26 protein-coding genes and 1 riboswitch are annotated in these 26762 nt (G+C 70.0%); of the genes, 11 read left to right on the top strand and 15 right to left on the bottom strand.

Going from position 1 to position 26762, the window contains the following annotated elements; all coding sequences use genetic code 11:
• Positions 1-88: 88 nt before the first annotated feature.
• The 5 genes from AC5P1B_RS09645 to AC5P1B_RS09625 form a co-directional block, all read right to left on the bottom strand.
• Positions 89-733, bottom strand: coding sequence for a TetR-like C-terminal domain-containing protein (locus AC5P1B_RS09645; RefSeq protein ID WP_493886229.1), 645 nt, complete (start codon positions 731-733; stop codon positions 89-91).
• Positions 734-943: 210 nt separating this feature from the next.
• Entirely contained in the window at positions 944-1720 is a 777-nt protein-coding gene (locus AC5P1B_RS09640; protein WP_493886228.1) for a polysaccharide deacetylase family protein, read from the bottom strand.
• 199 nt (positions 1721-1919) lie between these two features.
• Positions 1920-2102: a hypothetical protein gene (locus tag AC5P1B_RS09635; RefSeq protein WP_493886227.1), complete on the bottom strand. Its 183-nt coding sequence runs from the start codon at positions 2100-2102 to the stop codon at positions 1920-1922.
• Between the two features lie 92 nt (positions 2103-2194).
• Positions 2195-2815, bottom strand: coding sequence for a lipoprotein (locus AC5P1B_RS09630; RefSeq protein ID WP_493886226.1), 621 nt, complete (start codon positions 2813-2815; stop codon positions 2195-2197).
• A gap of 445 nt (positions 2816-3260) precedes the next feature.
• Complete coding sequence (locus tag AC5P1B_RS09625) at positions 3261-4130, bottom strand: poly(ethylene terephthalate) hydrolase family protein (RefSeq protein WP_493886225.1); 870 nt, start codon at positions 4128-4130, stop codon at positions 3261-3263.
• A gap of 463 nt (positions 4131-4593) precedes the next feature.
• Between AC5P1B_RS09625 and AC5P1B_RS09620 the strand changes: the two genes are divergently transcribed.
• Positions 4594-5049: a MerR family transcriptional regulator gene (locus AC5P1B_RS09620; RefSeq protein WP_493886224.1), complete on the top strand. Its 456-nt coding sequence runs from the start codon at positions 4594-4596 to the stop codon at positions 5047-5049.
• 11 nt (positions 5050-5060) lie between these two features.
• Here the strand turns inward: AC5P1B_RS09620 and AC5P1B_RS09615 are convergent, their stop codons facing one another.
• Complete coding sequence (locus tag AC5P1B_RS09615; RefSeq protein WP_493886223.1) at positions 5061-6302, bottom strand: MFS transporter; 1242 nt, start codon at positions 6300-6302, stop codon at positions 5061-5063.
• 59 nt (positions 6303-6361) lie between these two features.
• Between AC5P1B_RS09615 and AC5P1B_RS09610 the strand changes: the two genes are divergently transcribed.
• Together AC5P1B_RS09610 and AC5P1B_RS09605 are read left to right on the top strand one after the other, a co-directional pair.
• Positions 6362-7411 carry an ArsR/SmtB family transcription factor gene (locus AC5P1B_RS09610; RefSeq protein WP_493886222.1) on the top strand — a complete coding sequence of 350 codons (1050 nt, stop codon included), beginning with the start codon at positions 6362-6364 and terminating at the stop codon, positions 7409-7411.
• Positions 7412-7582: 171 nt separating this feature from the next.
• Positions 7583-8119 carry a GNAT family N-acetyltransferase gene (locus AC5P1B_RS09605; RefSeq protein WP_493886221.1) on the top strand — a complete coding sequence of 179 codons (537 nt, stop codon included), beginning with the start codon at positions 7583-7585 and terminating at the stop codon, positions 8117-8119.
• A 31-nt stretch (positions 8120-8150) separates the two neighbouring features.
• On the opposite strand, the gene AC5P1B_RS09600 is transcribed toward AC5P1B_RS09605, so the two are convergent.
• From AC5P1B_RS09600 to AC5P1B_RS09590, 3 genes are all read right to left on the bottom strand, one after another.
• Positions 8151-8705, bottom strand: a complete 555-nt coding sequence (locus tag AC5P1B_RS09600; protein WP_493886219.1) for a GNAT family N-acetyltransferase — start codon at positions 8703-8705, stop codon at positions 8151-8153.
• Between the two features lie 222 nt (positions 8706-8927).
• Positions 8928-10241 (bottom strand): threonine--tRNA ligase, encoded by a 1314-nt coding sequence (gene thrS / locus AC5P1B_RS09595; protein WP_493886578.1) that lies wholly within the window; start codon positions 10239-10241, stop codon positions 8928-8930.
• Positions 10242-10409: 168 nt separating this feature from the next.
• Positions 10410-10841, bottom strand: a complete 432-nt coding sequence (locus AC5P1B_RS09590; RefSeq protein WP_493886218.1) for a DoxX family protein — start codon at positions 10839-10841, stop codon at positions 10410-10412.
• An 83-nt stretch (positions 10842-10924) separates the two neighbouring features.
• Here AC5P1B_RS09590 and AC5P1B_RS09585 point away from each other — a divergent pair, with 83 nt between their 5' ends.
• Positions 10925-11491 (top strand): TetR/AcrR family transcriptional regulator, encoded by a 567-nt coding sequence (locus AC5P1B_RS09585; protein ID WP_493886217.1) that lies wholly within the window; start codon positions 10925-10927, stop codon positions 11489-11491.
• 226 nt (positions 11492-11717) lie between these two features.
• Here AC5P1B_RS09585 and AC5P1B_RS09580 read toward each other — a convergent pair whose 3' ends face one another.
• Positions 11718-12161, bottom strand: a complete 444-nt coding sequence (locus tag AC5P1B_RS09580) for an ATP-binding protein (RefSeq protein WP_493886216.1) — start codon at positions 12159-12161, stop codon at positions 11718-11720.
• 121 nt (positions 12162-12282) lie between these two features.
• Between AC5P1B_RS09580 and AC5P1B_RS09575 the strand changes: the two genes are divergently transcribed.
• Positions 12283-13065 carry a helix-turn-helix domain-containing protein gene (locus tag AC5P1B_RS09575; protein ID WP_493886576.1) on the top strand — a complete coding sequence of 261 codons (783 nt, stop codon included), beginning with the start codon at positions 12283-12285 and terminating at the stop codon, positions 13063-13065.
• The gene (locus AC5P1B_RS09570) at positions 13062-13316 is read left to right on the top strand and encodes a DUF397 domain-containing protein (protein ID WP_493886215.1); all 255 of its coding nucleotides are present in this window, start codon (positions 13062-13064) and stop codon (positions 13314-13316) included. Before AC5P1B_RS09575 ends, AC5P1B_RS09570 begins: the two co-directional genes overlap by 4 nt.
• A 57-nt stretch (positions 13317-13373) precedes the next feature.
• Here the strand turns inward: AC5P1B_RS09570 and AC5P1B_RS09565 are convergent, their stop codons facing one another.
• Positions 13374-13952 carry a Uma2 family endonuclease gene (locus AC5P1B_RS09565; RefSeq protein ID WP_493886213.1) on the bottom strand — a complete coding sequence of 193 codons (579 nt, stop codon included), beginning with the start codon at positions 13950-13952 and terminating at the stop codon, positions 13374-13376.
• A 424-nt stretch (positions 13953-14376) separates the two neighbouring features.
• On the opposite strand from AC5P1B_RS09565, the gene AC5P1B_RS09560 reads away from it, so the two are divergent.
• Both AC5P1B_RS09560 and AC5P1B_RS09555 read left to right on the top strand, forming a co-directional pair.
• A complete protein-coding gene (locus AC5P1B_RS09560; protein WP_493886628.1) occupies positions 14377-14583 on the top strand; it encodes a hypothetical protein in 207 nt (68 codons plus the stop codon).
• Entirely contained in the window at positions 14483-15034 is a 552-nt protein-coding gene (locus AC5P1B_RS09555; protein ID WP_493886211.1) for a Uma2 family endonuclease, read from the top strand. The genes AC5P1B_RS09560 and AC5P1B_RS09555 overlap by 101 nt, the downstream gene beginning before the upstream one ends.
• Before the next feature lie 28 nt (positions 15035-15062).
• Here the strand turns inward: AC5P1B_RS09555 and AC5P1B_RS09550 are convergent, their stop codons facing one another.
• Positions 15063-16250: a C40 family peptidase gene (locus tag AC5P1B_RS09550; protein WP_493886210.1), complete on the bottom strand. Its 1188-nt coding sequence runs from the start codon at positions 16248-16250 to the stop codon at positions 15063-15065.
• Positions 16251-16538: 288 nt separating this feature from the next.
• Between AC5P1B_RS09550 and AC5P1B_RS09545 the strand changes: the two genes are divergently transcribed.
• The gene (locus AC5P1B_RS09545) at positions 16539-16892 is read left to right on the top strand and encodes a hypothetical protein (protein ID WP_493886208.1); all 354 of its coding nucleotides are present in this window, start codon (positions 16539-16541) and stop codon (positions 16890-16892) included.
• 246 nt (positions 16893-17138) lie between these two features.
• On the opposite strand, the gene AC5P1B_RS09540 is transcribed toward AC5P1B_RS09545, so the two are convergent.
• Positions 17139-18389, bottom strand: a complete 1251-nt coding sequence (locus tag AC5P1B_RS09540; protein ID WP_493886207.1) for a C40 family peptidase — start codon at positions 18387-18389, stop codon at positions 17139-17141.
• Positions 18390-18397: 8 nt separating this feature from the next.
• Positions 18398-18642: riboswitch (cyclic di-AMP (ydaO/yuaA leader) on the bottom strand.
• A 145-nt stretch (positions 18643-18787) separates the two neighbouring features.
• Between AC5P1B_RS09540 and AC5P1B_RS09535 the strand changes: the two genes are divergently transcribed.
• Entirely contained in the window at positions 18788-21652 is a 2865-nt protein-coding gene (locus tag AC5P1B_RS09535) for an ATP-dependent DNA helicase (protein ID WP_493886206.1), read from the top strand.
• A gap of 286 nt (positions 21653-21938) precedes the next feature.
• Here the strand turns inward: AC5P1B_RS09535 and AC5P1B_RS09530 are convergent, their stop codons facing one another.
• Together AC5P1B_RS09530 and AC5P1B_RS09525 are read right to left on the bottom strand one after the other, a co-directional pair.
• Entirely contained in the window at positions 21939-23987 is a 2049-nt protein-coding gene (locus tag AC5P1B_RS09530; RefSeq protein ID WP_493886205.1) for a M23 family metallopeptidase, read from the bottom strand.
• A gap of 184 nt (positions 23988-24171) precedes the next feature.
• Complete coding sequence (locus AC5P1B_RS09525; RefSeq protein ID WP_493886575.1) at positions 24172-24999, bottom strand: esterase/lipase family protein; 828 nt, start codon at positions 24997-24999, stop codon at positions 24172-24174.
• A gap of 804 nt (positions 25000-25803) precedes the next feature.
• Here AC5P1B_RS09525 and icmB point away from each other — a divergent pair.
• Entirely contained in the window at positions 25804-26217 is a 414-nt protein-coding gene (gene icmB / locus AC5P1B_RS09520; protein ID WP_493886204.1) for a coenzyme B12-dependent isobutyryl CoA mutase small subunit, read from the top strand.
• The last annotated feature ends 545 nt before the right edge of the window (positions 26218-26762 follow it).

The raw sequence follows: 26762 nt of genomic DNA, 5'->3' as shown, positions 1-26762 counted from the left end.
TCGCAGGCCAGAGGCAGGATTTGGGCTGCGCCCGTACGTCCGGCAGCGACGGCTGCCGGAGGCCCGGCGAGCGGATCTACCGGCCGGCTCACGGCGACGGCGTGTGCGGGGGGCCCGGGGAGCTCTCGGCGGGGATGAAGGTGCCCGCTCGGGCGGCTTGGTACGTGGCTTCGGCGCTCGCGTGCACGAGGCGGGCGTCGATGGGGCGGCGCATGATCAGGAGGCGGTAGTAGAACGGGGCGCTCAGGGAGGCGATGACTTCCGCCGCGTCCGTGCCCGGCGGCAGGTCTCCGCGGTCGACGGCGCGCCGCACGAGTCCGGTGACCTGCTGGGTGCGGCCGGTGAAGGCGTCGTGGACGACCTCCTGGACGTGCGGGTGGTGGACGGCCGCCGCGATGATTCCCTCGATGAGGTTCCGGTCGCGCGGCGTCGCGTGGAAGTCGGCGATCGCCTGGGCCAGCTCGTGCAGGTCCTGCCGGAAGTCGCCGGAGTCGGGGGTGTGGATGGTCGTGCTGTGCTGAGCCAGCAGGTCGAGGACGACTCCTTCGACCGAGCGCCACCGCCGGCGGATGGTCGACACATGTACGCCTGAGCGCTTGGCGAGCTTTTCCAGGGTCAGGTCCGCGAAGGCGTGGCTGTCCAGCTCTTCGGCGGCCGCCGCGAGTACGGCCGCGCGTGTACGGGCCGTCCGTCCGCCGGGCCGGGCCGATCCGTGAGGCTGTCGCTCTGTCATGGTCCTGGTTCCGTGGCTACGGGCGTGGCTGTGCCGCGTGGTGGGCTCGTTGCGGGCCCCAACCTACGTGGCGGCTCGCTTCACGCGCACGCGGCCGTGGGCCCGGTGGGCACGCGGAAGTGCCGGGTCGCACCGCTGGTGAGGCCCGGCACGTTCGTACGTCTCGGCGGCTGTTCCGCTCCACTGACGGCGGCGTGCCGACGGTCGCGGTCAGGGGCGGTAGACCTCGCCTGGCTCGGGGACGGCCGGGGCCATGAGCTGGGGGACCGTGACGAAGGTGTAGCCGCGCTTGTGCAGTTCGTCGATGATGCCCGGGACGGCGGGCACGGTCCCGTCGTAGATGTCGTGGAGCAGGATGATGCCGTCACGGTCGGCCTGCTTGAGCACACGGCTCTTGATGAGGTCGGAGTCGGTCGTGGAGTAGTCCTTGGCGGTGACGCTCCACAGGACCTGGGAGAGGCCGAGTTTGCGGCTGATCTCGGTGACGTCCTTGTTGGTGCGGCCCTGCGGCGGGCGCATCAGGGTCGGCTGGCGGCCGGTTATCTCGGCTATCGCGTCCTGCGTGCGGGAGAGTTCCTCGCGTATTTCCTCGGGCTTGAGGTCGGTCAATATGCCGTGCGACCACGTGTGATTGGCGACCTCGTGTCCCTCTTCCGCGATACGGCGCACGACCTCGGGGTGCTTTTTCACGTGGTTCTTGCCCAGCAGGAAGAAGGTGGCCGGCACCTTCTTTTCCTTCAGCGTGTCCAGCAGTCGCGGGGTGTCCTTGCCGGGCCCCGCGTCGAAGGTCAGCGCGATGCACTTGGCCTCATCGCAGTCGACCGAGCCGAACTTGCCCTGGGCCTTGCTGTCCGCCTGTGATCGGGCCGACTTCGGGGATGTGGTGTCGCTCTGGTCCGAGCAGCCGCTCAGCGCGAGCGCCAGGGACACGGCTCCGGCTACGGCGACAGCCGTGCCCGACCGTATCGACCGCTTGGTTTTCGGCATGGCGAACCCTCTCTCATGCGGGAAAGAACTGAAGAAAGCCGGGAACGCGGGCGCAGCCGGGCTCCGCGTGTGAATCGGGTGAAGTCCGGCTGCCGAAGGCGTCCGCTTATCCGCCGGGCGGTTGCTCGGCGCGGAATCGCCGGTCAATAAGGTGAATTACCGAGAAGTGCCGCATCGGCGCGATCCGCGCCGCGATCGGCTACCGGCCGCCGCCCCGGCGGCCGGACCCATCAGCCCTGTCCGCCCCGGTGGCCCTGTCCGTACCGGCGGTGTGGGGGTGCGGCGCGGGCGCGCCGGAACCGGGGGGTGTGGGACGCGCGACGCCGCCCGTGCGGCGTGCGGCGCGGCCCCGGGCGGTGCCCAGGGCATGTTCGATGAGCATGCGGAGCACTGTACATGGCGTGTATACACGGCATGCATACCGCCCCCCGACTACGCGATGCGGGGGGCGGATGCGGGCGTGGCCTCGCAGCCTCAGCTCGCCGGTCCGGTCATGGTCTTCTTCGCCAGTTCGTAGGCGGGCAGCATCGCCCTGTGCTCGGCCGTGTCGAAGCCGCCGAGGTGGAGCAACGCGCTGCCGTTGCCGGTCACCACCGCCAGCGCCCGCTCCTGCTTCGGCTCAAGGTCAGGGACCTTCTTCAGATACGTGACCTCGGTCGCGGCCAGCTTCCCGGCCTCCACCTCGCGGTAGCGCACATCACTGATGTCCCGCTCCTCGGCCATGAACGCCTTGAGCATCTGCCGGGGCTTACGGTCGCCGGTCGCCTGCTGGTCGGCGGTCCAGACGCGGATGTACCCGATGTGCCCGGCGGGCTTCGCGTCGATCTCGCATACGAGGGTGCTGAGGCCCTGCGTGACCGGGCCGCCCAGCGTGTCCGCCGCCGTCGAGACGGCCTCCGGCTCCCAGGACTTCGCGACCCGGAATTCCACAGGCAGCGCGCACGCGGTGCCCTTGGCGCCGAGCTTCTTCCCCTCCGGCTCGGCCTTGCCGTCACCGTTCGACGAGTCCGACGAGTCCGACGAGTCCGACGAGGAAGAACAGCCGGTCGTCACGCTCAGCACGCACACCGCACCCAGCGCGACCGCGACCCCCACCGCCGAACGGGACCGTCTCAATTTCCGCATTCCGTGCTCTCCCACCCCTGTGTGACGAAAATTCGCCGCAGCTTACCCAATGGTGCGCACCGGCTATTCCGGGGGAAGCCCCCGTGCCCACCCGTCGGCACGACGGAACGCCTGCGGCGGCTTCGTGCCCTTCCTGCCTGCTCAGCGGAAGACATCACGTGCGTACTCGTCGGCGCTTCCCCATTCCCTTATGGAGGCGGGTATGTGGAGAAATGGACCGAGATTGCCGATGCGTCAGAGATGCGCATGGCGGGCGCGCCATTGGCGGCCATACCGTCAGCGGGTTGCTCAGGGCCGGACTCCGAAGCGGGCCGGGCAAGGCCAGGGCCAGGGTGGAGTGCGTGGGCGGCTCGCGCCCTGGTCCGGCTCGCTGCCCGGTGGCCGGACGTGCCACGCGGCGGGGTGACCGCCGGCTTCAGAACGCCTTCATCGCCGCCCTGTTGCGGCGGACATCGGCGTACTCCGGATGGCGGTCAAGGGTGAATTCGCCCCCGAAGACGCGTCGTGCCATGGCGTCCTTCTTGAGCGTGAAGAGGAGCCACGCGGTCGTCAGGCCGCGGAACCCCCCGCCGTCCTCGGCGGTGACCGTACGGAAGTGGTCCGCGTCGCGGAGGGACGCGTACACGGTGGGGACGCGTGCGGAGTCGTAGAAGTGCGGGATGATCCACAGCGGCGGAGGGACGACGGCGTCCCGCGACCCGGTCAGCAGCAACAAGGGTGAGTGGAGCTTGTCCACGGTGGCCAAGGGGCCCGGCTCGATCGGAAGGATCGACGTGATCCGTTTGTCCGCCGCCGCGTTGAGCGCTCCGGCGCCGCCCTGGGAGTGCCCGGACGTGGCGATGTTCCGGAGGTCGACCGCGTTGTGGAAGACGCTGCCCGGCTTGGCGTTCTGCCGGGTGAGCGCGTCGAGGCAGTTGAGCACGGCGACGCCGGAGTTCGAGTACAGCGCGCTGGAGGCCGCCACGATGAACCCGTGGCTTGCCCAGTGCGTGAGCAGCCCCCGGTAGTGGGCGATCTTCCTGGAGGTCCCGTTCCCCCACAGCACGACCGGATACCTCCGCCCTCCGCGCCCGAGCCCTTCGGGGTGGAAATACGTCGTGGCGGCGGTGGGCCTGACCCCTACGCGATGGGGGCCGGCGGCGTCCCAGCGGCTGGTCGGCGTCGCGGCCCGGGCGAGCTCAGGACCGGGCGGGGTGGCGGTGGCCCGGGAAGCGGTCGAGATGCCCAGGGCGACCGCTCCCGAAGCCGCCAGGAAGTACCGGCGGTCCATCGGGTGATTGTCCATTCTTGCGGCCTCCTGGATGTGTCCGGTACGCGGGGATCGGTGAACGCCGCCGATCGGAGCGTGGCGGTAATAGCTCTTATCACCCGCGGAACCTCCGTCGGCCTGGTTCCCGGGCCGGGCGGCTCAGCGCCACGCGAAGGGGTGACGCAGGCGAGTGACCAGTCAAGTGACGCGGCCGAGTGACGCAGTTGGGTGAGACGTGGCGCCGCTCTACCCGGGCCGTCGGCGGGCCGGTGCGGGTGTGCCGCACGAGGGCGGTGGTGCCGAGTGGACTCGCGGCGTGGGCTGTGCCGCGGACTGGGGGCTGGGGCGCGGACTGGGGCGCGGGCTGGGGGCGTTCAAGGACCCGTCCTCCCGCACGGGCCGCCCGTGCGTATGCTCGAACCCTCGCATGGGTGTGAAGGTCGCGGGGGTAGGGCGACGCCCGGCACGGGCCACGGAAACGGCAAGGGGAGAGGTACGTATGCGTATCGGAGAGCTGTCGGAGCGCACCGGCACGGCCCGTCGCCTGCTGCGCTATTACGAGGAGCAGGGGCTGATCGCCGCCGAGCGCTCTCCGAACGGCTACCGCGAGTACGACGAGCGCTTCGTGGACCGGGTCCTCCAGATCAGAGGGCTGCTCGACGCCGGGCTGCCGACCCGGATCATCAAGCAGATCCTGCCGTGCCTCGACAAGCCCCGGATCATCCATTTCCCCGACGCGACACCGGAGATGCTGGCCACGCTCGAACTCGAACGCGACCGTATGAACGAACGCATCGAATGCCTTGTGCGCAACAGGGATGCCATGGCGGAGTACCTGGACGCGGTACGCGGCAACAAGCGCCCGGACGCTGCCGACGCCACCGACGCCACCGACGCCACCGACGCCACCGGCGCCACCGACGCCGTCGAGGCACCGGCGCCCGCCCTGTCATGACCCTCGCCCTGTCATGACCCCGGCTGGGGAGTGGGCTGCGGAAGGCCGGCCCGGCGCGGGTACGGGTCATCCGGCGTCCCCGTCCCCGTCCCCGTCCGAGGTGGCCGCAGGCCCGGTGCGAGGGCCAGGGTGACGGCGACGGAGGCCCCGGCCATGACGGCCATCGCCGTCGCCGGTGAGGTGAACTGGGCGACGGCCCCGGCCAGCGCGGCGCCCACGCCCTGCATGGTGAGCATCCCGGCGGAGTGCAACCCGAGCGCGTGCCCGGTCAACTCCTCCGGCGTCAGGGCCATCAGACGCTCCTGGAGCAGCAGGCCGGCCGCGTAGCCGACCGTCGCGAGCACGACAGCCACCATGGCGAGGGGCAGCGGCGGGTGCAGGGCGAAGACCAGATACGGGGCGGCGAGCAGCAGGCGCAGCGGGGCGTCGAGCCGCTCCCGCCACCGCTTGGGGACGAACCGCCCGATCAGCGTGTCCCCGGCCAGCATGCCCACGGCACCGCATGCGAAGAGAAGCCCCGCGTGCGCGGGCGCGTAGGGGATGTACAGGGACTCGCAGCCGACGATCAGCCCGTTGGGCACCCAGAGGGCGAGGTACACGTAGCGGCGCGGCCTGGAGGACCACAGGCGGGAGTTGTTCCGCCAGGTGCTGGTGACCGAAGGCCGCCCCGTGGCACGCGGTGGCCGTTGGCTGAGGCCGAACCAGGCGCAGGCCGCCGCGGCGAGATACAGGGCGGCGCCGACGAGCAGCGTGCCGCGCGGCGACAGGACGGTCACGAGGACGCCGCCGACGGCGAAGCCGCAGATCTGCAGGATACCGACGGACATGTTCAGCACGGAGCGGCCGAGCAGGTAACCGTCTTTCGTGAGCACCTCGTTGAGCAGCCCGTAGCGCACCCCACCGCCCACCGACGCGACCATGCCGAGGCACAGCAGGATGGCGAAGGCGGCCCACACGGGCAGGCCGGGAAAGGTCTGGGCGGCGGTGCCGAGGGCGAAGAGCAGTGCCATGGCGGTCAGCGTGGCGCGCGGTGGGAGCCGGTCGGCCGCCGACAGCAGCGTGGTCGCGCCGATGACGTGGGCGAGGGACGGGCCGAACATGGCGAGGGCTGACAGCAGCGGTGAGCCGGTCGCCGCGTAGATCAGCGTGCCCATGGCCAGCCCGCTCACGGTCTGGGCAGCCACCTGCCCGGCAGAGGTCAGGAAGAGCGGGGTGAACTCCGGAGTGCGGAAGAGTTCGCGATAGGTGCGCATGGCGGGAGTCTCAGCAGCCCACTTCCTGGGTAGTTACAGTTTCGCGAGGAGGCGAAACAATGAGCTGGTGGCAGGTCAACGCCGATACGCTCGCGGGAAGCCGGTTCGTCCTCTCCCCGCTGGCGGAAGCGACGGCGACGCTGAAGACCCTGGAGCGGGGGACGGCCGCGCATCCAGGTGAGCGCTCGTGGCTCGACGCCCACCTGCCCGCGTACCGCAAGCGGCTGGCCGACGACCCGGTCACCGCCCTGCTCATACGGGCCGCGCTCGGCCGTCGCTGGAACGCCGACTTCCTTACGCCCACGCCCGAACCCGCCGCCGGTGACCGGCCGACCTTCGCGCAGGAGGTGGCGTGCGTCCGCGACACACCACCCGAGGCCGCCCGCGCCGACCTGGTCGTGTCGTACGGCGGCCCCATCCCCGCTCAGCTGCACCGCTCCGATCTGCCGCGGCGCACCGCCGACTTGCTGGAGTGGGTGTGGACGGAAACGGTGCTTCCGTACTGGCCTCGGCGCCGCCGGATCATCGAGGCCGACGTCATCGCGCGCACGGCGCAGCTGAGCCAGGGCGGCTGGGCGGCCGCGCTGGACGACATGCGCCCCGGGATGCGCTGGCTTGGCGAGAACCGGCTCCAGACCAACACCTACGACTTCCCGCCGCGTGAACTCGCCGGAGCGCAGTTGATGTTCGTCCCTGTCACGCCGCGCCATGGCTGGCTCACGTGGGACGCGCCCCCGGCCCCCGGCTGGCCGGAAGGCCCGGAGCAGGGGACGGAACGGCGGCGGAGGCAGGGGGAGCGGTCCCGGCACCGCTATGCCGTGGTGTACCCGTGCTCGGGCGCCCTGGTCGAAGCGGGCCGGGCGTCGGTGCCCGAGGCGCTGGGCACGCTGCTGGGTCCCGCCAGAGCGGGCGTCCTCGTCCTCCTCGACACTCCCATGAGCACGACCCAACTGGTCGCCCTGACCGGTCAGGGCCTCGGCTCGGTGGGCCGCCACCTCAGGGTGCTGCTCGACGCCCACCTGATCCGGCGGCGCCGCGCCGGGCGCTCCGTCCTCTACTACCGGACGGCCGCGGGCGACATCCTGCTGGAGGCCCAGCGCGACGGATGAACGCCGCGCCGGAACCGTCCGTATGGAGCCGTGCGTACGACGGCCTGCACGAAGCGGCCTGCACGACGGCCTGCACGAAGGCGCCTGCACGCAGCGGCCCGCACGGCGGTCTACGGGCATAGGTCTACGGGCATAGTGAGACACATTCCGGCTTGGCGACCTGGAGGTCTGATGTTGCTACCCGTCTCGCCCGTCCGGCTGACCGGTGACGGCCTGGTGCTTCGGGAGTGGGAGGAAGCGGACCTGCCCGACCTCGTGGAGCTGTTCGATGACCCTGGCATAGCGGACCGGGCGCCGCTCCGTTCGCCCCTCGACCCCTTCGACCTGCCCGCGGCCCGCGCGTACCTGGAGATGATCCGGCGCGGCCGGGCGGAAGGTCAGCGACTTCACCTGGCCATCACCACGGACGGCAGGCAGCCGCTGGGGGAGGTGTCGGTCAACCTTGAGCGGGGGACCGTGGGGTACGCCGTCGGCTCAGCCCACCGCGGCGGCCGCCTGGCCCTGCGCGCCACGCGGCTCCTGACCGACCACGCGCACCAGGTCCTGGGACTGGCACGCCTGCTGCTGGAGATCGAGGCGGACAACGGCCCCAGCATCTCCATCGCCCGCGCCCTGGGTTACCGCCCCACCGGGGATCAGCCACAACGAGTCGAAGGCAGGCACAGGGACTTCATCCTGTACCTCTGGGCCCACGACAGGGATACATGACCAGGACGGCTGGGTGGCTCGTGGCCGCGAGTCAGCCAGCCGTGAGGTCGCGCGTGTAGCGCAGCGCCGGGCGGCCGTCCAGCACGGTCTCGCCGACGGGAACGAATCCCGTACGGGCCAGGACGGCGCGCGACCCGGCGTTGTCCAGCGTCACCATCGCGTGCAGCGTGGTCAGTCCGTACTCGGTGGCGGACAGGGCGCACACCTGCCGGACAGCGGAGGTGGCCAGCCCCCGCCCGGCGGCGCGCTCGGCGATCCGGTACCCCAGCTCGGCCGAACCGTCCGCCACATCGATCACATTGATCCGCCCCAACACCGCCCCGCCACGAGAACTGCCACCAGAACTGTCACCAGGACTGCCACCAGGGCTGTCACCTTCACCGGCACCGCCGGTGTCCACGAGGAGGTGGAGGTGGTGCAGCCCGGCTGCCTGCTCGGCGAGCAGCGCGTCGTGCCGGGCGTCGAACTGGGCGAAGTAGTCGTCACCACGGTCGGGGATCGAAGCGGCGAAGTACGCCCGGTTCTCCCGCTCGAACGCGAGCAGGGCCGGTGCGTGATCAAGTCGGAGACGCTGGAGCTCAGGCATGGGCGGACGCTACCCGGCCCGTTGATCGTTTCTCCAGACAATTACCGCCGTGACCAGGCTGGTTGTACGGGAGCAGTCCCTCGGCGAAGCAGCCTTGGCACAGCCCAGGGGCGTGCCCCGTCAGGGGCGCGGGGAACTGCGCGACCAGCTACAACGCACCCGCACTCGGCGACGCACGAACGGCGGTACCCCCTCCCAGCGCGAGCCGCCGGACACAGCCTTCTAGGGACAGTCGGCGGCATCCCACAGGCTGGTGCTGTGGGCGTCGACGAGAGCGCCGATGCTGGAAAGGACGTCCTCGGTGGGCCGCGGGTCGAGACGGCGTCCGTCGCGCAGGCGCAGGGCGACGTGGCCCTCGGCGGCCTCCCTGGCCCCGATGACGGCCTGGTAGGGAACAAGGCGGGCCTGCCGGACGCGGGCGCCCAGGGTGCCGTGTTCCGGCCCGGCGATCTCCGCCCGCAGCCCGAGCTCGGCGCACCGCCGGTCGAGAGCTGCGGCGTCGGGCATTTCGGCTTCGGAGATCGGAAGGATGACGAGCTGGGTGGGGGCGAGCCAGCCGGGGAAGGCACCGCCGTGCTGTTCGATGAGGTGGGCGACGGCTCGCTCCACGCTGCCGATGATGCTGCGGTGGACCATGACCGGCCGGTGTTTCGCGCCGTCCGCGCCGATGTAGTGCAGGTCGAACCGTTCGGGCTGGTGGAAGTCGATCTGGACGGTGGACAGGGTGGACTCCCGCCCGGCGCTGTCGGTGACCTGGACATCGATCTTGGGCCCGTAGAAAGCGGCCTCGCCTTCGGCTGACTCGTACGGCAGGCCGGAGCGGTCGAGGACGCCGGCCAGCAGGGCCGAGGACCGCTGCCACATCTCGGGGGCGGCGACGTATTTCCCGCCGGGGCCCGGGAGGGAGAGCCGGTAGCGGGCCGGGCGGATGCCGAGTGCCTCGTACGCCCGGCGGATCATCTCCAGGGCGGCCTGCGCCTCGGCGGCGACCTGGTCCAGAGTGCAGAAGATGTGGGCGTCGTTGAGCTGGATCGCCCGGACCCGGGTCAGCCCGCCGAGCACCCCGGAGAGTTCGGAGCGGTACATGCCGCCCAACTCGGCCATACGCAGCGGAAGCTCGCGGTAACTGTGGGACCGGGAGCGGTAGATCACCGCGTGGTGGGGGCACAGGCTCGGCCGCAGAACGACCTGCTCGCCACCGAGATCCAGCGGAGGGAACATGTCGTCGCTGTAGTGCGACCAGTGCCCTGAGATCTCGTACAGCTCCCGCTTGCCGAGCACCGGCGAGTACACGTGCCGGTAGCCCGCCCGCCGCTCGGCGGCGCGGATGTACTCCTCCAGGGTGTGCCGTACGGTCGCGCCGTCGGGCAGCCAGTACGGCAGTCCCGCGCCGATCAGCGGGTCGGTGTCGAACAGGTCCAGCTCGCGGCCGAGCTTGCGGTGGTCATGCATGGCGGCGGTCTCCTCGCGGTCGTCGGGCGAGTGACGTCCCCGGCTCTGCGGCCGGGGTACCCCCATGCCGAAGCCCCGGGGCACTCGCCCCGGGGCTTCGGACAAAGACATCTGTCAGCGCGCCGGGACACTCTCCGGCGTCGTCGTCATGGCAGCGCGCTTCATGCCGAGCACGCTAGCAGGGGCGCGGCGCTGTCCACGAGGTCATTTCTCCGGCCGTGACGCGCAGCCGGAACCCGGGGGCGGCTGGCGCTACAGCACCGCGAGCGCCGCCGCCGCCGAGATGAACACGGCCTGGAGCGCCGTACGGGGCCCGAGCGGGTCACCCTGGGCCACCCGCCGTCGGGCGGCGGACACATTGGCCGGGTACATGGCGATCATCAGCAGGGCGAGGCCGCCCGCCGCCCACGGCGCGGTCAGCGGGACCAGCAGCAGGCCCGCGCCCGCCAGCTCCAGGACGCCGGTAGCGGTGACGAGCAGATCCGGCCGGGGCAGGGCGGGCGGAACCATGCCGATGAGGTCGGCCCGGAACCTGCGGTGAAAGTGGGCGAACCCGGTGACCAGGAACATCAGCGCCAGCCCGGCGCGCAGCGCCGGATGCCAGCTGTCGAGTGCTTCGACACCGGCCAGCCCGGCCAGGCGGGCGCCCAGAAACCCGGCGACAAGTGCGACAAGGGGTTCCACGAGAGCCTCCAGTGTTCAATCTAGACAGGATCAAGTTACCCCCGCTCGACCTCATCTTGTCAATGGAAAGATAAACTGGACCCATGACCGACCGGCCGTACCACCACGGAAACCTGCGCCGCACCCTGCTCACGGCGGCCGCCGACGCGATCGAGCAGCAGGGGCCCGCCGCGCTGAGCCTGCGCGACCTGGCCCGCCGTGCGGGCGTGTCGCACGCCGCCCCCGCCCATCACTTCGGCGACAAGACGGGCCTGCTCACCGCGCTCGCCGCGCAGGGCTACGAGATGCTCGCGGACGCCCTCGACGCGGCGGGTGACGAACTGATCGAAACGGGTATCGCGTACATCGGGTTCGCCATCGAGCACCGGGCCCACTTCGAGGTGATGTTCCAGCCCGGCCTCTACGACCGCGACGACCCCCATGTCACCGCAGCCCGCCAACGCGCCGACCGGGCCCTGAAGAACGCCCTGGCGGCGCTGCCCGCCCACAAGGCCGCCGAGGACCCGGACGCCGCCCAACTCGCCGCCTGGTCCATGGTCCACGGCTTCGCCGCCCTCTGGCTCAGCGGCGCCCTGCCCACCCCGCCGGACGCCGACCCGGCAACCATGGCCCGCACCGTGATCAGCCACCTCTTCGGCCCGCCGCGCTAGGCGGCTCCACCGGACCTCCGCCGCTCGCTCCGCGTTCCCCGAGTGGCCCTCCTACGCGCCCGCGCGAGACAGCGGGGGCACGGGAAGGGGCACGGCGGCACGTCGGCCCCCTGCGGAACGAACACGACCCCGGAGCGCACATCCAGCGCCCCGCCGTACCCCGTCCACCACCCCTCGGGCGATCCCTCGTACGGAGTGCCCGCGTACGGGTCGGCCCCGGGCTCCCTCACGGACACGCCCCGGTCCCCGCGCCCGTGGTGACCTTGAGTTCGCACCACACCGTCTTGCCGACCCCGCAGGGACGCGGATACGCGTCCCACGCGTCCGCGAGCGCCGCGACGATCACGAGCCCCCGCCCCGACTCCTCCCCGGCGGCGGCCAGCCGAGGGCGGGGCCACGTGTCACCGGCGTCGGACACCTCGATGCGCAGCGCCGCCTCGCTGAGCACACAGCGCACCCTGATCTCCCGCCCCGGCGACGCGTACGCGTGCACGCACGCGTTCGTCACCAGCTCGGACAGTAGAAGCACGGCGGTGTCGACCGCCTCGTCGTGAATGAGCCACCGCCGCGCCTGGTCGCGCAGCAGCTGACGGGCACGGCCGACGCTGCGGCGGTGGCGGGTGAGCCGCCATTCAACGACATGCGGTGGTGGGGGAGTTCCGTCGTTCATGGCGCAAACTCTGCTGGCGCGAACCTACTCTTGCAGAGTAACGGTGTGGGTACGCAGCGTAGACGTACCCACCGGGTACCGAAGGGTGGGCGCGGTGACGGACGGAACTGCTCAGCCGCCGATGACGTGGCGCTACTGCGGCAATCAGATCAAACTCTGGCGCACACAGGCGGGCGTGAGCCGCGAAGAGCTGGGCAAGCAGGCGGGCTACGAGTGCGAGACCGTCAAGTCGATGGAACAGGGCCGGCGCCGCCCGACCCTGCGGTTGCTGGAGATCGCGGACGAGGTGTGCGGGGCCCGGGGGATGCTGCTCGCGGCTCGCGAGTACTTGCAGCCGCAGAAGTTCGCTTCGTACTCGCAGGATTACATGCGGTACGAGGCTGAGGCTATGGTCTTCAACTCGTATCAGGCCCAGCTCGTTCCAGGATTGCTTCAGACGGAGGAGACGGCGCGGGCACTGCTCAACGCGCACTGCCCCGTACTGGACGACGAGACCATCGAGGAGCGAGTCGCGGGAAGGCTGACGCGACAGTCCCTCCTGGACAAGCAGACCAAGGCGTTCCACTTCGTGATCGGTGAGGCTGCACTGCGGTACCCGGTTGGCAGTCAAGAGGTGCATCGACGGCAGCTATTCCACCTGCTGGCCATGGGAGAGCGGCGCAACGTGACCATTCAGGTATTGCTGAGCGGGGGCGCACACCCGGGACTCAACGGACCATTCGTCTTGCTGGAGACACCCGAACACGACCATCTCGCTTACTTGGAGGCGCAAGAGACGGGGGTGCTGTACTCGGACCCGGAGAAGGTCAGCATCATCACGCAGCGCCATGCCATGATCCTCCGGAAGGCTTTCAGTCCCGAGGAGTCCACGCGGTTCATCGGCAAGTCGGCGGAGGAACTATGAGCACCGAGCTGGCGTGGTTCAAGTCCAGCTACAGCGACACTGGCGGCGGCGAGTGCGTCGAGGTTGCCGCCACCTGGCACAAGTCCAGCCACAGCGACGACGGGGGCGGCAACTGCGTCGAGGTAGCCGCCCGTCCCCACACCGTCCACGTCCGGGACTCCAAGGACAAGTCCGGCCCGCAGCTCGCGTTCTCGGCTGACGCGTGGGCGGATTTCCTCACGTACGCACGGGAGCTCACGCCCGACGCTTGAGCGTCGGGCGGCGCGACCGTGAGTAGGGGCCCGCCCGCGCGTGGGGAACGTAACGCTTCAGCGAGCCTGCGGGTATCGGCGGAAGGGCGCCGTGTCGAGCGTCCAGTCCCCGATGGTGACCGTGTCGCCGAAGACGTAGTCGCTCCGCGTGCGGTAGCGAGGTCCGTCGGGGCCCTGGCCGGGGTCGGACAGGGAGGCGACGGTGCCCTTGCGGGGGTCTACGAGGAGATACAGCGGGATACCCATCGCCGGGTATTCAGTCATCTTGCCGAGGTAATCGTTGGTGTGGTTGGAGGGGGAGACGATCTCGGCGACGAGCGCGATGTCGCGGGGCTCGAACGGGCTCATGGTCTGCTCGGCGAAGACGTCATACGGGACGACGATCACGTCAGGACGGCGGAGACGGCCGATGGCCGGATCTTCCACCTCGCCCCCCGTGTGAGCCACCAGAAGCGGCACTGTCTCCTTCAGCTGGGCCGAGAGCTGTTCGCGGAGGGTCCAGGCGATGAGCGCACGCGGGCGGCTCGGGGGCAGCATCATCGTGATCTGGTCGCCGACGATCTCGTATCCGACGAAGGCGTCCGGAGCATTCCTGGCGAGTTCTTCGCCGATCACCCGCATGCGTGCGTAATCCATTGCACCGCCTGTTCACCGTGGAGCCCGGCCCCGTCGCGCGCGGGGGCCAGCGTACTCATCCTGACCCGGGCCAGTGACGGCCCGTAAGGTGACGCCTGGCGACACGCGAAGGGACCGACGGCCACGCCATCCCGCCCCCACCGCCCCGCCGCAGGCATGAGCGTCGGGCTTCGGGACCCGAGCGGCCTATGCAAGGAATGGGCGGGTTGGCACAACCCGGCCACCCTCCCCACGCGAGCCACCGGCGAGATCGCGTACGGGCGACGAACTCCCGCTTATACCAGTACAGATGACGTGGCGTGACCGGTTCGCGACATAGCGCACCCGCCGTGTAGCGTGCGCCACAACGAACAACCCCCGCCGGTGTTAGCGCACCGAGCGGGGGTTTAACCATCGAGATCGCCGACTAAGGAATCGATCCCCCATGGCTGGTCCCCATTCTAGCGTCGCCACCCGCCCCTACGCGCCCCCGATGGCCTCTCCCGGCTACGGCAAGCGCTCAGCGCCAGGTCAACGGCCGCGCAAGTCGCATGACTTCGCCCACCTCCCGCCGCGCGAGGCGTCGGTCGCCGCGCACCTCGACCGGTTACCGGACGGCGCGGCCATCGACACCAAGACGCTCGCACCCTAGTGGGAATCACGGAGCGATCGTCATGTGGTTGCTCAAGCAGTGCATGCGCCAGAGTCCTGATCTGGCGCTGTACCCCGAGCAGGGGCTGAAGGTCGAGGCGTACCGCAAGGGCAGGGCGCGGCCGGGCGGGGCGCTCGCACCCGAGGACCACTTCGTCGGGCACGGCGAGTGGTCCGACCCCGATGGCGTTCTCATGACCGTCGAAGTGGCCTCGCATGACGCGGACACCGACCGCCGCGACCGCACGGAGAAGCGCGACGGCTACGCGGCGGCGGAGATCCCGGTCTACCTCCTCATCGACCGCGACGCCTGCACTCTCTCCGTCTACAGCGAGCCCAAGAGCGGCCAATACCTGAGCCGGAAGTCTTATCCGTACGGTGCCGTCGTCGCGCTTCCCGAGCCGGTCGGGGTCACCTTGGAGACGGAAAAGCTGAAGGACTACGCCGCGTGAGACGCGCCGCATCTCACGCGGGGGCGTCTCAGGCCGGGCGGCTCGCGCCCGAGAACGGCATCTCGTCGATCGGCGCGACGCGCACAGGCGCGCCGGGGCGCGGGGCGTGGATCATCTGGCCGTTGCCGATGTACAGGCCGACGTGGCTGACGCTGGAGTAGAAGAACACCAGGTCACCTGGGGCGAGCTGGTCGCGGGAGACGCGTCGGCCCGCGTTGATCTGGGTGTAGGTGGTACGGGGCAGCGAGACCCCGGCGGCCCGCCAGGCGGCCTGGGTCAGGCCGGAGCAGTCGTACGCGGCCGGGCCGGTCGCGCCCCAGCCGTACGGCTTGCCGAGGGCGCCGTGGGCGTAGGAGACGGCGCGCTCGGCGCGTGCGGTCGGGGCGGTCGGGTTGGCCGGTGTGGTCGGTGCCTGCGGGGCTGTCGGTGCGTCCGTCGCGCGGGGCGCGCGTGGGGCGTCGGACCGGGCGGCGCGTGCCCGTGTGGGCTGGACCCGGTCCGGGCTGGCTGAGCTGCGGGATTCCTCGACGCGCTCGCGTTGCTCGGCCGTCAGCCGGGACATCAGCTGCTTCGCTGCGGCGAGCTTCTTCTCGATCGCGGTCTTGTGGGCGCGCAACGCCTCTTGCGAGCGGCCGAGTTCGGTGAGCCGGGCGGCGGCCTGCTCCCGCACCTGGCTGATCTCTCGCGACTGCCGGGCGAACCGCGCGAGGGTGGCGGCATGGCGGTCGCCCGCCCGGCGGGAGAGGGAGGCACGCTCCAGGTAGTCGTCCGGGCGGGAGGAGAGGGCGAGCTGGAGCGCGGGGGCGATGACGCCGCTGCGGTACTGGGCGGTGGCGGTGGCGCCGAGGGCGTTACGGGAGCGGTTGAGCCGTTCGGCCTGCCGGGCGGCCTGGTCGCGCAGGTTGTTGAGGGCGCGCTGGGCGGCGCCGACCCGCTCCTTCGCCCCGTTGTACTTCTCGGTGCTCACCTCGGCCTCGCGGTAATAACGGTCGACCGTGGCCTTCATCTGGGCGAGGGAGGGCGGCGCCGACGGTGTGCGGGGCTGGAGGCGGGGAGCCGCCTGCCCGGCCGTGTTGAAGACGGTGGCGGTGGCGGCGCCCGCGATGGCGAGGGTCAGGGCGGCACGGGAGGTGCTGCCGCTGAGGGGGGACTGCTTGGGCTTGCGGTGCGAGCTCCGGTGTGCGCCGGAGGAGGTTCGCGCTCTGTGTGACGCCACGTGGGCCGTCAGCTCCCTTCCACTTGGTCCGGCGGCGGCCCGAAGCGAGGGGAGAGCCGCCGCCGGATCTCTCGGCGTTGGTGGCCGACAGTCGCCGAAACGTGCCTTCGGTAACAGCGGGGAGTCGTCCACCCGCTGGGGACGCTAATCCGGGGTGGTAGGCCGGAGCGCGAACTGGAGGGAATTTCCCAGGAGATAGGCGCTTGCTGTCGTCAAGTGACCGCTTTTTGAACGGCTTTCGCGAACTTTCAGCCATCTGGCACCGATCGCCGGGATAGGCTCGCGGCCATGGATGCAACGATCAACGCTGTGGTCGGACTGCACGTCTTAGGAATCGCCGCCTTGCTCGGCGGCTTCTTCACCCAGATGAAAGTGATCGGGTCGGGGCAGGCTCGTATCTCCCCAGGAATGCTCCTCGGCGCCCTGACCATGCTGGTGACCGGCATCGGCCTGATAGCCCTCAACAACGCGGACGACAACTCGATCAACCACACCAAACTCACGATCAAGCTGGCCCTGCTGCTCGTGATCATCGGACTGGTCTACGTGAAGCGCGACAAGGAAAAGCTGTCGGCCACCGTCTTCGGCACGATCGGGTTGCTCACGGTCGCCAATACGTTCATCGCCGTGCTGTGGGTGTGACCTGCGGCGGCACGGGCGCGTCACGCACGGCTGTCGAGACACAGGGCTGTCGAGCCGCAGCCCTGGCGGACGGCTCACCGAGCAGCAGGGCACCAGCAGGGCACGGCGTGAGCGGCACCAGCTGAGCGCGGCGGCAGGCCCGCCCTCATCAGGAGACCGCGGGGGTCTCCGGAGAAGAGGACGAGCCTGCGCCCTGCGTCCCGCTCCGCGTCGGCGCTTGTCAGTGCTCCGCGTCAGTGCTCCGCGTCAGGCCGGGCGGACGTTCCCGTAGATCGGCATGTAGTAGATCGACTCGACCCGCACGTTCGCACCGGGCTTCGGCGCGTGGATCATCTTGCCGCCGCCGATGTACAGGCCGACGTGGCTGATGTCGTCGTAGAAGAAGACGAGGTCGCCCGGCTTGAGGCTGGATGTGGACACGCGCTTGCCGACCTTCACCTGGTCCCAGGTGGTACGCGGCAGGGTCACCCCGGCCGACTTCCACGCGCCCTGGGTCAGGCCGGAGCAGTCGTACGAATTGGGGCCGGTGGCGCCCCACACGTACGGCTTGCCTATCTGCGCCCGGGCGAAGCTGATCGCCTTCTTCGCCTTCGCGTCGTAGGACGAGTCGGCGGGATCGGAGGGGTCGGTCGTGTCGCCCGAGCCGGGGCTGGTGCTGCCACCGGGGTCGTCGCCGGTTCCTTCCCCTGTCCCGTTGCCCGTTCCGCTGCCTGTTCCGTCGCCCGAGCCGCCGTTGTTCTCGCGCTCTTCCTGGCGCTTGCGTTCCGCGGCCTCCGCGCGCTCCTTCTCGGCCTGCTTACGGGCCAGCTCCTCGGCCTTCCGCTTGGCCTCGGCTTCCTTCTCGCGCTCCAGCTCGGCCAGTCGCGCCTTCTCCGCCGCGGTCAGCTTCGACAGCAGCTGTCTGGCCTCGGTCAGCTTGGTCTGGACGGACCGCTTCTTGGCCTTCAGCTCGTTCTGCGACCGGGTGAGCGAGTCGAGGCTTCGCGCGGCCTTGCCCCGCTTGGCCGCGGCGTCGGCCTGCTGGGTCTGGTAGTCCTTGATGGCCTGCTGCTGCCGCCCGGTCATCCGGTCCATCAGGTGTGACTGGTCGAAGAGGCTCTTCGCGTCGGAGGCCAGCAGCAGGGTCGCGGTCGAGCTCATTCCGCCGGTCCGGTACTGGGCTGTGGCGAGGGCGCCGAGCTTGCGGCGGGCCTCGTTGACCTTCTCGGTGCGCTCGGCCACGTCATCCAGCAGTTTGTCCGCCTTGACCCGCTGGCCGTCGGTGCGCTCCTTGGCCGCGTTGTACTCCTGCGTGGCCGTGCCCGCCTGCTGGTAGAGCTTGTCGACCTTCTTCTTCACCTCCTCGACCGAGGGCTTCGGCTCGCCGGGAGCGGCGTTCGCCGACGTCTGCGAGAGGAGGGTGAGAGAGGCGAGAGCGGCCGTGGTCAGGCCGATAGCGGTACGGCGACTGGAACTGGCTTCCAGCCCCCGTGCCCGGGGTTTGCGGTGCGACGCCAAGGGAGGCGACTCCTTCCGTGGACCGCCTACCGGGTTAGCTGTCGGGTTCGGGCTGCCCCCGTCAAGGATGCCGCTGACGCGATCGGTGTCGGCGGCGTACATGACAGGGGAGGAAGGCTGCCCTACGGTCCGCACGTGGGGGTACGGGCCGATTCACCCCGGTGATGCTGGCCTCTCCTCCCGGAGGAGGTGAGGAAGGTGGGTCCCCGGCTCCGGCCGCCTGCTGACGGACCAGACTCGGCGCGGGCCACCCGTTGCCGACGCTGTCGCCGACGGGGATACGGGCCGCCATGAGCGAGCACGGTAGCCAATGTGTGGGGCGGCTGTGAAGGCTGATGTTCGATTTGCCCGAAAGGGTTGTGCGGGTTGTCAGTGCGGCGGCCTAGACTCGGTTGGCGATGAGCAGCCTCTTTGATGACAGCTTCCTGGCGGATCTTGAGAAGCCGGGCCAGGAGCCCCCGCCCGAGGACCATGAGATCCCCGAGGACGATCCCGGCGGCCCCGCCGGCCAGGCCCCGGAGCAGATCCCGCACGACCTCTTCGAGGGCTGGGACCTCTCCGGGCCCGGGGGCGGTTCCGGCGCGCCCGCCGACCGCGACGCGTACTACCGCAACGGTGCGCCCCGGCCCGCCATCGACCCGGCCGCGCTGCTGGAAGGGCTCAATGACCAGCAGCGGGCCGCCGTCGCGCATGCCGGCTCGCCGCTGCTGATCGTCGCCGGGGCCGGCTCGGGCAAGACCCGCGTGCTCACGCACCGCATCGCGCACCTGCTGGGCACCCAGCGGGCGCACGCGGGAGAGATCCTGGCGATCACCTTCACGAACAAGGCCGCGGGCGAGATGAAGGAGCGCGTCGCCGAGCTGGTCGGCCCCCGGGCGAACGCCATGTGGGTGTCCACCTTCCACAGCGCGTGTGTGCGCATCCTGCGCCGCGAGTCGAAGCGGCTCGGCTTCACGTCGTCCTTCTCGATCTACGACGCGGCCGACTCGAAGCGGCTGATGGCGCTGGTCTGCCGGGATCTCGATCTCGACCCGAAGCGCTTCCCGCCGAAGTCCTTCAGCGCGAAGATCTCCAACCTCAAGAACGAGCTCATCGACGAGGAGACCTTCGCCGGGCAGGTTGGCGGGGGCAGCTCCCAGACGGAGTCCGCGGGAGGGTTCGAGAAGACCCTGGCCGAGGCGTACGCGATGTACCAGGCGCGGCTCCGCGAGGCCAACGCGCTGGACTTCGACGACATCATCATGACGACGGTGCACCTGCTCCAGGCGTTCCCGGACGTCGCCGAGCACTACCGCCGCCGCTTCCGGCACGTGCTGGTCGACGAGTACCAGGACACGAACCACGCGCAGTACACGCTTGTGCGCGAGCTGGTCGGCCCGCCCGAGTCCGCCGCCGAGCTCTGCGTGGTCGGCGACGCCGACCAGTCGATCTACGCGTTCCGGGGTGCGACGATCCGCAACATCCTCCAGTTCGAGGAGGATTACCCCAACGCGACGACCATCCTGCTTGAGCAGAACTACCGCTCGTCGCAGACGATCCTGAGCGCCGCCAACGCCGTCATCGAGCGCAACGAGAACCGCCGCCCTAAGAACCTGTGGACGGACGCCGGAGCCGGAGCCACGATCACCGGCTACGTCGCGGACACCGAGCACGACGAGGCGCAGTTCATCGCCGACGAGATCGACCGGCTCTCGGACGCGGGCGAAGCCAAGGCGGGCGACGTCGCCGTCTTCTACCGGACGAACGCGCAGTCCCGTGTCTTCGAGGAAGTCTTCATCCGGGTCGGCCTGCCGTACAAGGTCGTCGGCGGTGTCCGCTTCTACGAGCGCAAGGAGGTCCGCGACATCCTCGCGTACCTGCGCGTCCTGGCGAACCCGGAAGACACGGTGCCCCTGCGGCGCATTCTCAACGTTCCCAAGCGCGGCATCGGCGACCGCGCCGAAGCCATGATCGACGCGCTCGCCCAGCGCGAGAAGATCTCGTTCGCGCAGGCGCTGCGGCGCGTGGACGAGGCGTACGGGATGGCGGCGCGCTCCGTCAACGCCGTCCGCCGGTTCAATGTCCTGCTGGAGGACCTGCGAACCATCGTCGAATCGGGCGCGGGCCCCGCGACGGTCCTCGAAGCCGTGCTGGAGCGCACGGGCTACCTCGCGGAGCTCCAGGCCTCCACCGACCCGCAGGACGAGACCCGCGTGGAGAACCTCCAGGAGCTGGCGGCAGTGGCCCTGGAGTTCGAGCAGGAGCGGGGCGTGTCGGCGGCTCCGGCCGGCCCGAGCGCGGGCGGACCTGGCGGTCCTTCCGGCCCGGCTGCTGTTGTGAATGCTGGGTCTGGGTCTGGGTCTGGTGCTGAGGCGACAGAGGTGGCTGACCCGACTGACGTCGCGGGGGCGGCTGCCGCTGTGGCGGCGGCTGCGGACGCGGCGGGCGCCAGTGCGTCTGACGCCGCGGAGCTGGCCGACGCTGGTGCCCCTGCTGCCGCTGACACCGACACCGACGATCTTGATGGCGTGGACGAGACCGGTGCCGCGGACGGGACCGTTGAGGACGAGACCGATGAGGACGAGGCCGGTGGTGCGGTAACCGGCACGCTGGCCGACTTCCTGGAGAAGGTGGCGCTGGTCGCCGACTCCGACCAGATCCCCGACGAGGACACCGAGGGCTCCGGCGTCATCACGCTGATGACCCTGCACACCGCGAAGGGTCTCGAATTCCCCGTCGTCTTCCTGACCGGCTTGGAAGACGGAGTCTTCCCGCACATGCGCGCGCTCGGCCAGACGAAGGAGCTGGAGGAGGAGCGGCGGCTCGCCTACGTGGGCATCACGCGCGCCCGCGAGCGGCTGTATCTGACGCGCTCGACCATGCGCAGCGCCTGGGGCCAGCCCGCGTACAACCCGCCTTCCCGCTTCCTGGAGGAGATCCCCGACCAGTATCTCCACTGGAAGCGCACGGGCCCCGCAACCCCGTCCGCCTCGATGGGCGGCGTCGGCGGCGGATCGATCGCGTCCTCGCTGTCGTCGTCCTTCTCCTCCTCGACCCGCTCCGGCGGCCGGGGTGGCGGAAGCAACGCCTTCGCGACCCGCCGGGTCAAGGACCGCCCGGTGGTCTCCCTCGCCGTGGGGGACCGGGTCACGCACGACTCGTTCGGCCTCGGCACGGTGGTCGGAGTAAAGGGTAGCGGCGACGCGGCTGAGGCAACGATCGATTTCGGCGAGGAAAAGCCGAAGAGGTTGCTGCTGCGCTACGCCCCGGTCCAAAAGCTGTAGCCGCAACGGGCCAACCGTCGGCCTCAGACGCCGGTCAGGCTGCGTATGTCCTCAAACGCCGGACGGGCTTGAATTTCAAGCCCGTCCGGCGTTTGAGGACAACTTTCAGCCAGGCGGGCGCTGGAAGGATGGTGCAACCAGTCTTGGCTTGTGGTCCGACGGATGTAGCCCGTCCGGCGCTTGAGGGCAAGAACAAGCCTGTCCGGCGCTTGAGGACAAAAACGGGAAAGGGCGGGTAGGGGAAAGAACCGCTTGGGCCCACACCGCCACGCGCCGGCGGACACCGCTACGTCGGGTCGAGCCCATGCCCCCGCAACCAAGGCAGCGGATCGACCGCAGACCCACCACCGGGCCGCACCTCAAAATGCAGGTGAGGCCCGGTGGAATTCCCGGAGTTCCCCGAGTACGCGATGGTGTCCCCCGCCTGAACCAAGCCGGACCGGATCTTGGTGCCGCTCAGGTGGCAGTACCAGGTCTCGGTGCCATCGGGGGAGGTCACTATCGCCATGTTGCCGTACGCCGAGTTGAACTGCGTGCGTACGGTGCCGTCGGTCGCGGCCATCACCGGCGTGCCGTAGCTGACGGGGAAGTCGATGCCCGTGTGCACCGACATCCAGTTGATCCCGGCCTGGCCGTACTGGGCGCTCAGCCCATGCTGCGCGACCGGAAGCGCGAACTTCGGGCGCTGCGCCTCCTTGCGCGCCGCCTCCTGCGCCTTGCGCTTCTTCTCGGTCGCCTGCCGTTGCTTGAGGTCGAGGCGCTCCTGCGTACGGCTGGCGCGGTCGGCGAAGTCGTCGGCGTCCTCGGTCAGCCCGGCGAGCTGGGTGTCCAGCTTGCTGTTGGCGACCGTCGGCTTCACGGACGCGGTGTCGGGCGCCGCCTGCGTAGTCGTGTTCTTCTTCTTGTCACCGCTGCCCCCGCCACCGACACCGCTGACCGAGGCGGCGGCCACGGCCGCGACACCCATCACGGCAACGGACGGTACGGCGACGGTGAGCAGCGCCGAACGCTTGGACCTGGTGCTCGGGCGACGCCGACTGCGGCTGCCGTCCCTGCGGGCGGGCGGCGCGGTCGCGGTGTCGGTCGCGGTACGGGACCCGGCCGCTGGTTCGTCATGGTTCTGGCGCCGCCGCGAGGGCCGGGCAACGGGCTCAGCCGCGGATCGGGAGTCGGAACCGGAACCCGAGTCGGCACCGTCCACGTCAGAGGCGCCGTCGAATGCGGGCGTGCGGTCAGGAACGGAGGGGGCATCAGGAGCGAGGCCCTGCTCGTCGACTGTGATTGCGGGGAAAGTGGCCGTACGTTCAGGCTCGGCTTCGGGGGCAGGGCTGTACGCCTGCTCGGGAGCCTGCTCCTGCGACTGCGCGTGCTCACTCTGCGGCTGCTGCTGGTACTGCTGCTGTTCGTACCCGGCTTCAGGAGCGATGGCGTACGAACCGGTGTCCCACTGGCCGGCGTCGTACTGGCCACTGTCCAACTGCCCCGTATCGAACTGCCCTGAGTCGAGCTGACCCGTATCGAACTGAGTGGCCCCGTACGGGCCCGGCGCCCACTGCCCGGTGTCGAACTGCCCGGAATCAAACTGCCCGGGATTGAACTGCTCTGTACCGAACTGACCCGTATCGAACTGACCAGTGCCGAACTGGCACGCTTCAGGCTGGCTCACATCCGGCTGGCCGGGACGGAACTGTCCAGCGCCTGCCTCAAGCTGACCGCCGTTGTCGTCGAACGGGCCCATCTCCGGGTTCCCCGCTGCGAACTGGCCAGTGTTCCACTGCCCGGCGTCGTGCTGGCCGGTGTCGTGCTGCCCCGCGCCGTACTGATGGGCGTCGTACTGCCCGGTGTCGTATTGGCCGGTGGAGTACTGCCCGCTGTCGAACTGCCCCGCGTCGGACTGTCCGGACGCCATCTGCTGATAACCAGTGGCGCTGCCCCAGGTGCCGGTGGTGTCATAGCTGCCGGTGTCACCCGTGTCGTACCCGCCGGACTGGTCGCCGTACGAGCCCTGATCGCCGTGAGCGTCGCCCTGAGCACCGGAGTCAACCGTGGGCTGACTGCCCGTGTTCCACTGCGAGGCGTCGTACTGCCCAGAGCCGTACTGACCGCCGTTGCCGTACGGGTCGGCGTCGGGGCCACCCGACAGAGTGCCGAACAACGGATCGCCTAGCGCGTCGCCTTCACCGTAGGCGGCGCCAGGATTGTTGAAGGTGCCCGTGGCGTAACCGTCGTACCCGGTGTTGCCGTGCTGTGCGCTCTGCTGATCGTAAGACGCGTACGAGGCATCCGGAGCGGGGGCCGCCGGGTCTGAGCTTCCCGACGGATGACGGTTGTTCACCACCAACTTCTCTTTCGCCTCGACAGCAGGAGAATTAGCGGCGACTGTACCCGGCGGTACGTGACGCCGACAATCGTCCACTGGTTTCGAGCACGCCGAGAACGGGCATTTGGTCGCCTTTCGGCGCTTCGATCGGCATTACTTGGCCGCGTGTTCGACTTCTGTTCGATGAAAAACGCGGGGATCAAGCAACCGAAGCGGGCTCTGAAGCGTCTACGACCTCTTCGTCGACCTCTTCCGCCACGGCTTTCTCCACGGTTTCCTCCACGGTCAGTGCCTGCCGGATGCCCGTCGCGACGGCACAGTGCACGGGCAGGGCGAGATGTCCGATTCCGTGGATGCGCGTGTTGCGCGCGATGAGGTCCGGGTGATCAATACGCGCGCACTCGGCGGGACTCATCACTTGGTCCATGTCGCTCCAGAAGCCGACGAAGCGCGTACGGCAACCCGGCGCGGGCTCTGCCAACTCCGCGATCACGTCGGACGAGGGGAGCATCTGCCGCACGATCGGATGCGCGGACAGCCAGGCGGCCGACCGGGTACCGCTGTGCGGAGTGCCGAGGGTGACCAACGTACGCACGCGGTCGTCGCCGCCGAGGCGTTGGACGTAGTAGCGCGCGAGGAGTCCGCCCAGGCTGTGCCCGACGATGTCGACCTGCCGGTGCCCCGTGCGCTCACAGATCTGCTCCACGTGCCGGTCGAGCAGCGCGGCGGCGGCGCGGATGTCGCAGGTGAGAGGGGAGTAGTTGAGCGCTTCCACATGGTGCCAGCCGTGGCCGCGCAGAGAGCGGCGCAGCAGCACGAAGACCGAGCGGTTGTCGATGAAGCCGTGCAGGAGGAGCACGGGCGGGTGGGCCCGGCCTTCGGTCGGCAGCCGTGTCGCGTTCGACGCGGACGCCCGGTTGTCCTCGCCGGGCCCCGCAGCCTGCTCCGTTGTGGTCATGGCCGTGGCTGTGGTGGTGATCGCGGTGTTGGTGGGTGTGGCGTAGGTGTGGGAAGCAGCGGTCGCCATCGGGCTGGCTGGTGTGGTGGCCGAGGTCGGTGCCGGACCCGCGAGGGGCACGGTGCGCGCGTCAGGGGCCGGGATCGGGGCCGTGGCCGGGGCCGGGGCCGGGGCCGAGGTCGTGTCATTCCTGGCTCCGGGTTCGCCGGTTGCCGGGTGGCCGGAGCCGGGGCTGGGGCTGGGGCCGGGCGGAGGCAACGCCGTGACGGGGCGCTCCTGGGTGAGGCCGGTCGGATACAGAAGTACGTGCCCGGTGAGGATCGCCAGGTCGACCAGCGTGGCCCGCACCAGCGCCGCGGCGGGGACGAGGCGGCGCTGCGCGCCCGGGCCGGAGAAGGGAAGGAGTGAAACGAGAAAGGGCAGGGCCTTCATGGCCGACCTCCCGAACGGCGCACGAAAGGCGGCTCTGTCCCCCGTGTGCCCTCACGGGTAGCTGTGGCGAAGGTCGTGACATGCCCGGTGGGGTTTCCGCAGCGCGGGGTCGGCAAGGCCGACGGCGCTGTGGTGGGGGTGGATGCAATGGGCCGCGCCATCCGTGCCGTGCGGCTTGACGGCGCGGAAGCGCGGCGACCTCGCTGTGGCTTCCCTGACGGCCGTCCCGCAGCGGCTCGAAGCGGGCTCGGCTCATGGCGTACGTGTTGTCCCACATGTGATTTCCCCCTCCCTCTCCGCCGTGAAACGGGCGCTTGCGCGATGCTGGCGATAACGTTCGTTCACACCCACGGCCGGTGACGGCAGTCGTGCGAGCCCCGCAGGGTGCATGCGAGAGCATGAAGCCATGGATGCATGAGGCATGAAGGCATGGAGGCAGTGATGGGAGTGACCGGTCCGATCCGCGTGGTGGTGGCCAAGCCGGGACTGGACGGCCATGATCGCGGGGCGAAGGTCATCGCGCGTGCGCTGCGGGACGCCGGCATGGAGGTCATCTACACCGGCCTGCACCAGACGCCGGAGCAGGTCGTCGACACGGCTATCCAGGAGGATGCCGACGCGATCGGCCTGTCCATTCTCTCCGGCGCGCACATGACGCTCTTCGCCAAGGTGATAGAGCTGCTGCGCGAGCGCGAGGCGGAGGACATCAAGGTGTTCGGCGGCGGGATCATTCCGGAGGCCGACATCGCCCCCCTCAAGGAGCAGGGCGTAGCGGAGATCTTCACCCCCGGCGCCTCCACGGGCGACGTGGTGGCCTGGGTGCGCGCCAACGTGCGACAGCCCGCCGACGCCTAGCCGCCCACCGGCCTACCGCCCTCCCAGCCTCACTTCCCCTGCCCCCTGCCCCTCAGCTGCCCGCAGCATCTGCTGGTGCTGTGTTTCCCGTCTTTTCCTGTGCGTTCGCCTTGTTCCTCTTGTTCCTCCTGTTGCTCCTCCTTTGTTCTCACTCACCTCTCTTCGCTCGTACCTCCCGCTCGTCGCTCACTCGTCGCTTGCTCTCGGTGAGGCCCCTGGGCTCTCTCTGAGCACCTTCCGCTCGCCAGGCCCCGTCCGGGCGCCCGGGGCTGGGGTTTGGGGGCCGGGCTGGGCGGCCCCGGGCGGTGAGGGCGCCGGGGGAGGCGGCAGCGGGCGCTGCGCGTTGTGACGGTCCAACCGGCCCAGGACCCCGGGCCTGGGGCTTGGGAATCTGGGTTGGCTTTGGCCGGGGCCGGGGCCGGGGCCGGTGGGCGGCAGGGCTCTGTCTGGCTACGGGCGTGGGCTAGGTGTACTGACCCGTGAGGTTGGGGACGCGGCTGGCGGGTGGTTGGCCTTTCAGCGCGGTGTGTCCGCGGTGATGATTG

The organism is Streptomyces sp. A01 (assembly GCF_059026195.1).
The sequence above is the reverse complement of the archived record's forward strand: the minus strand, read 5'-3'. Positions and strand labels throughout refer to the sequence as shown.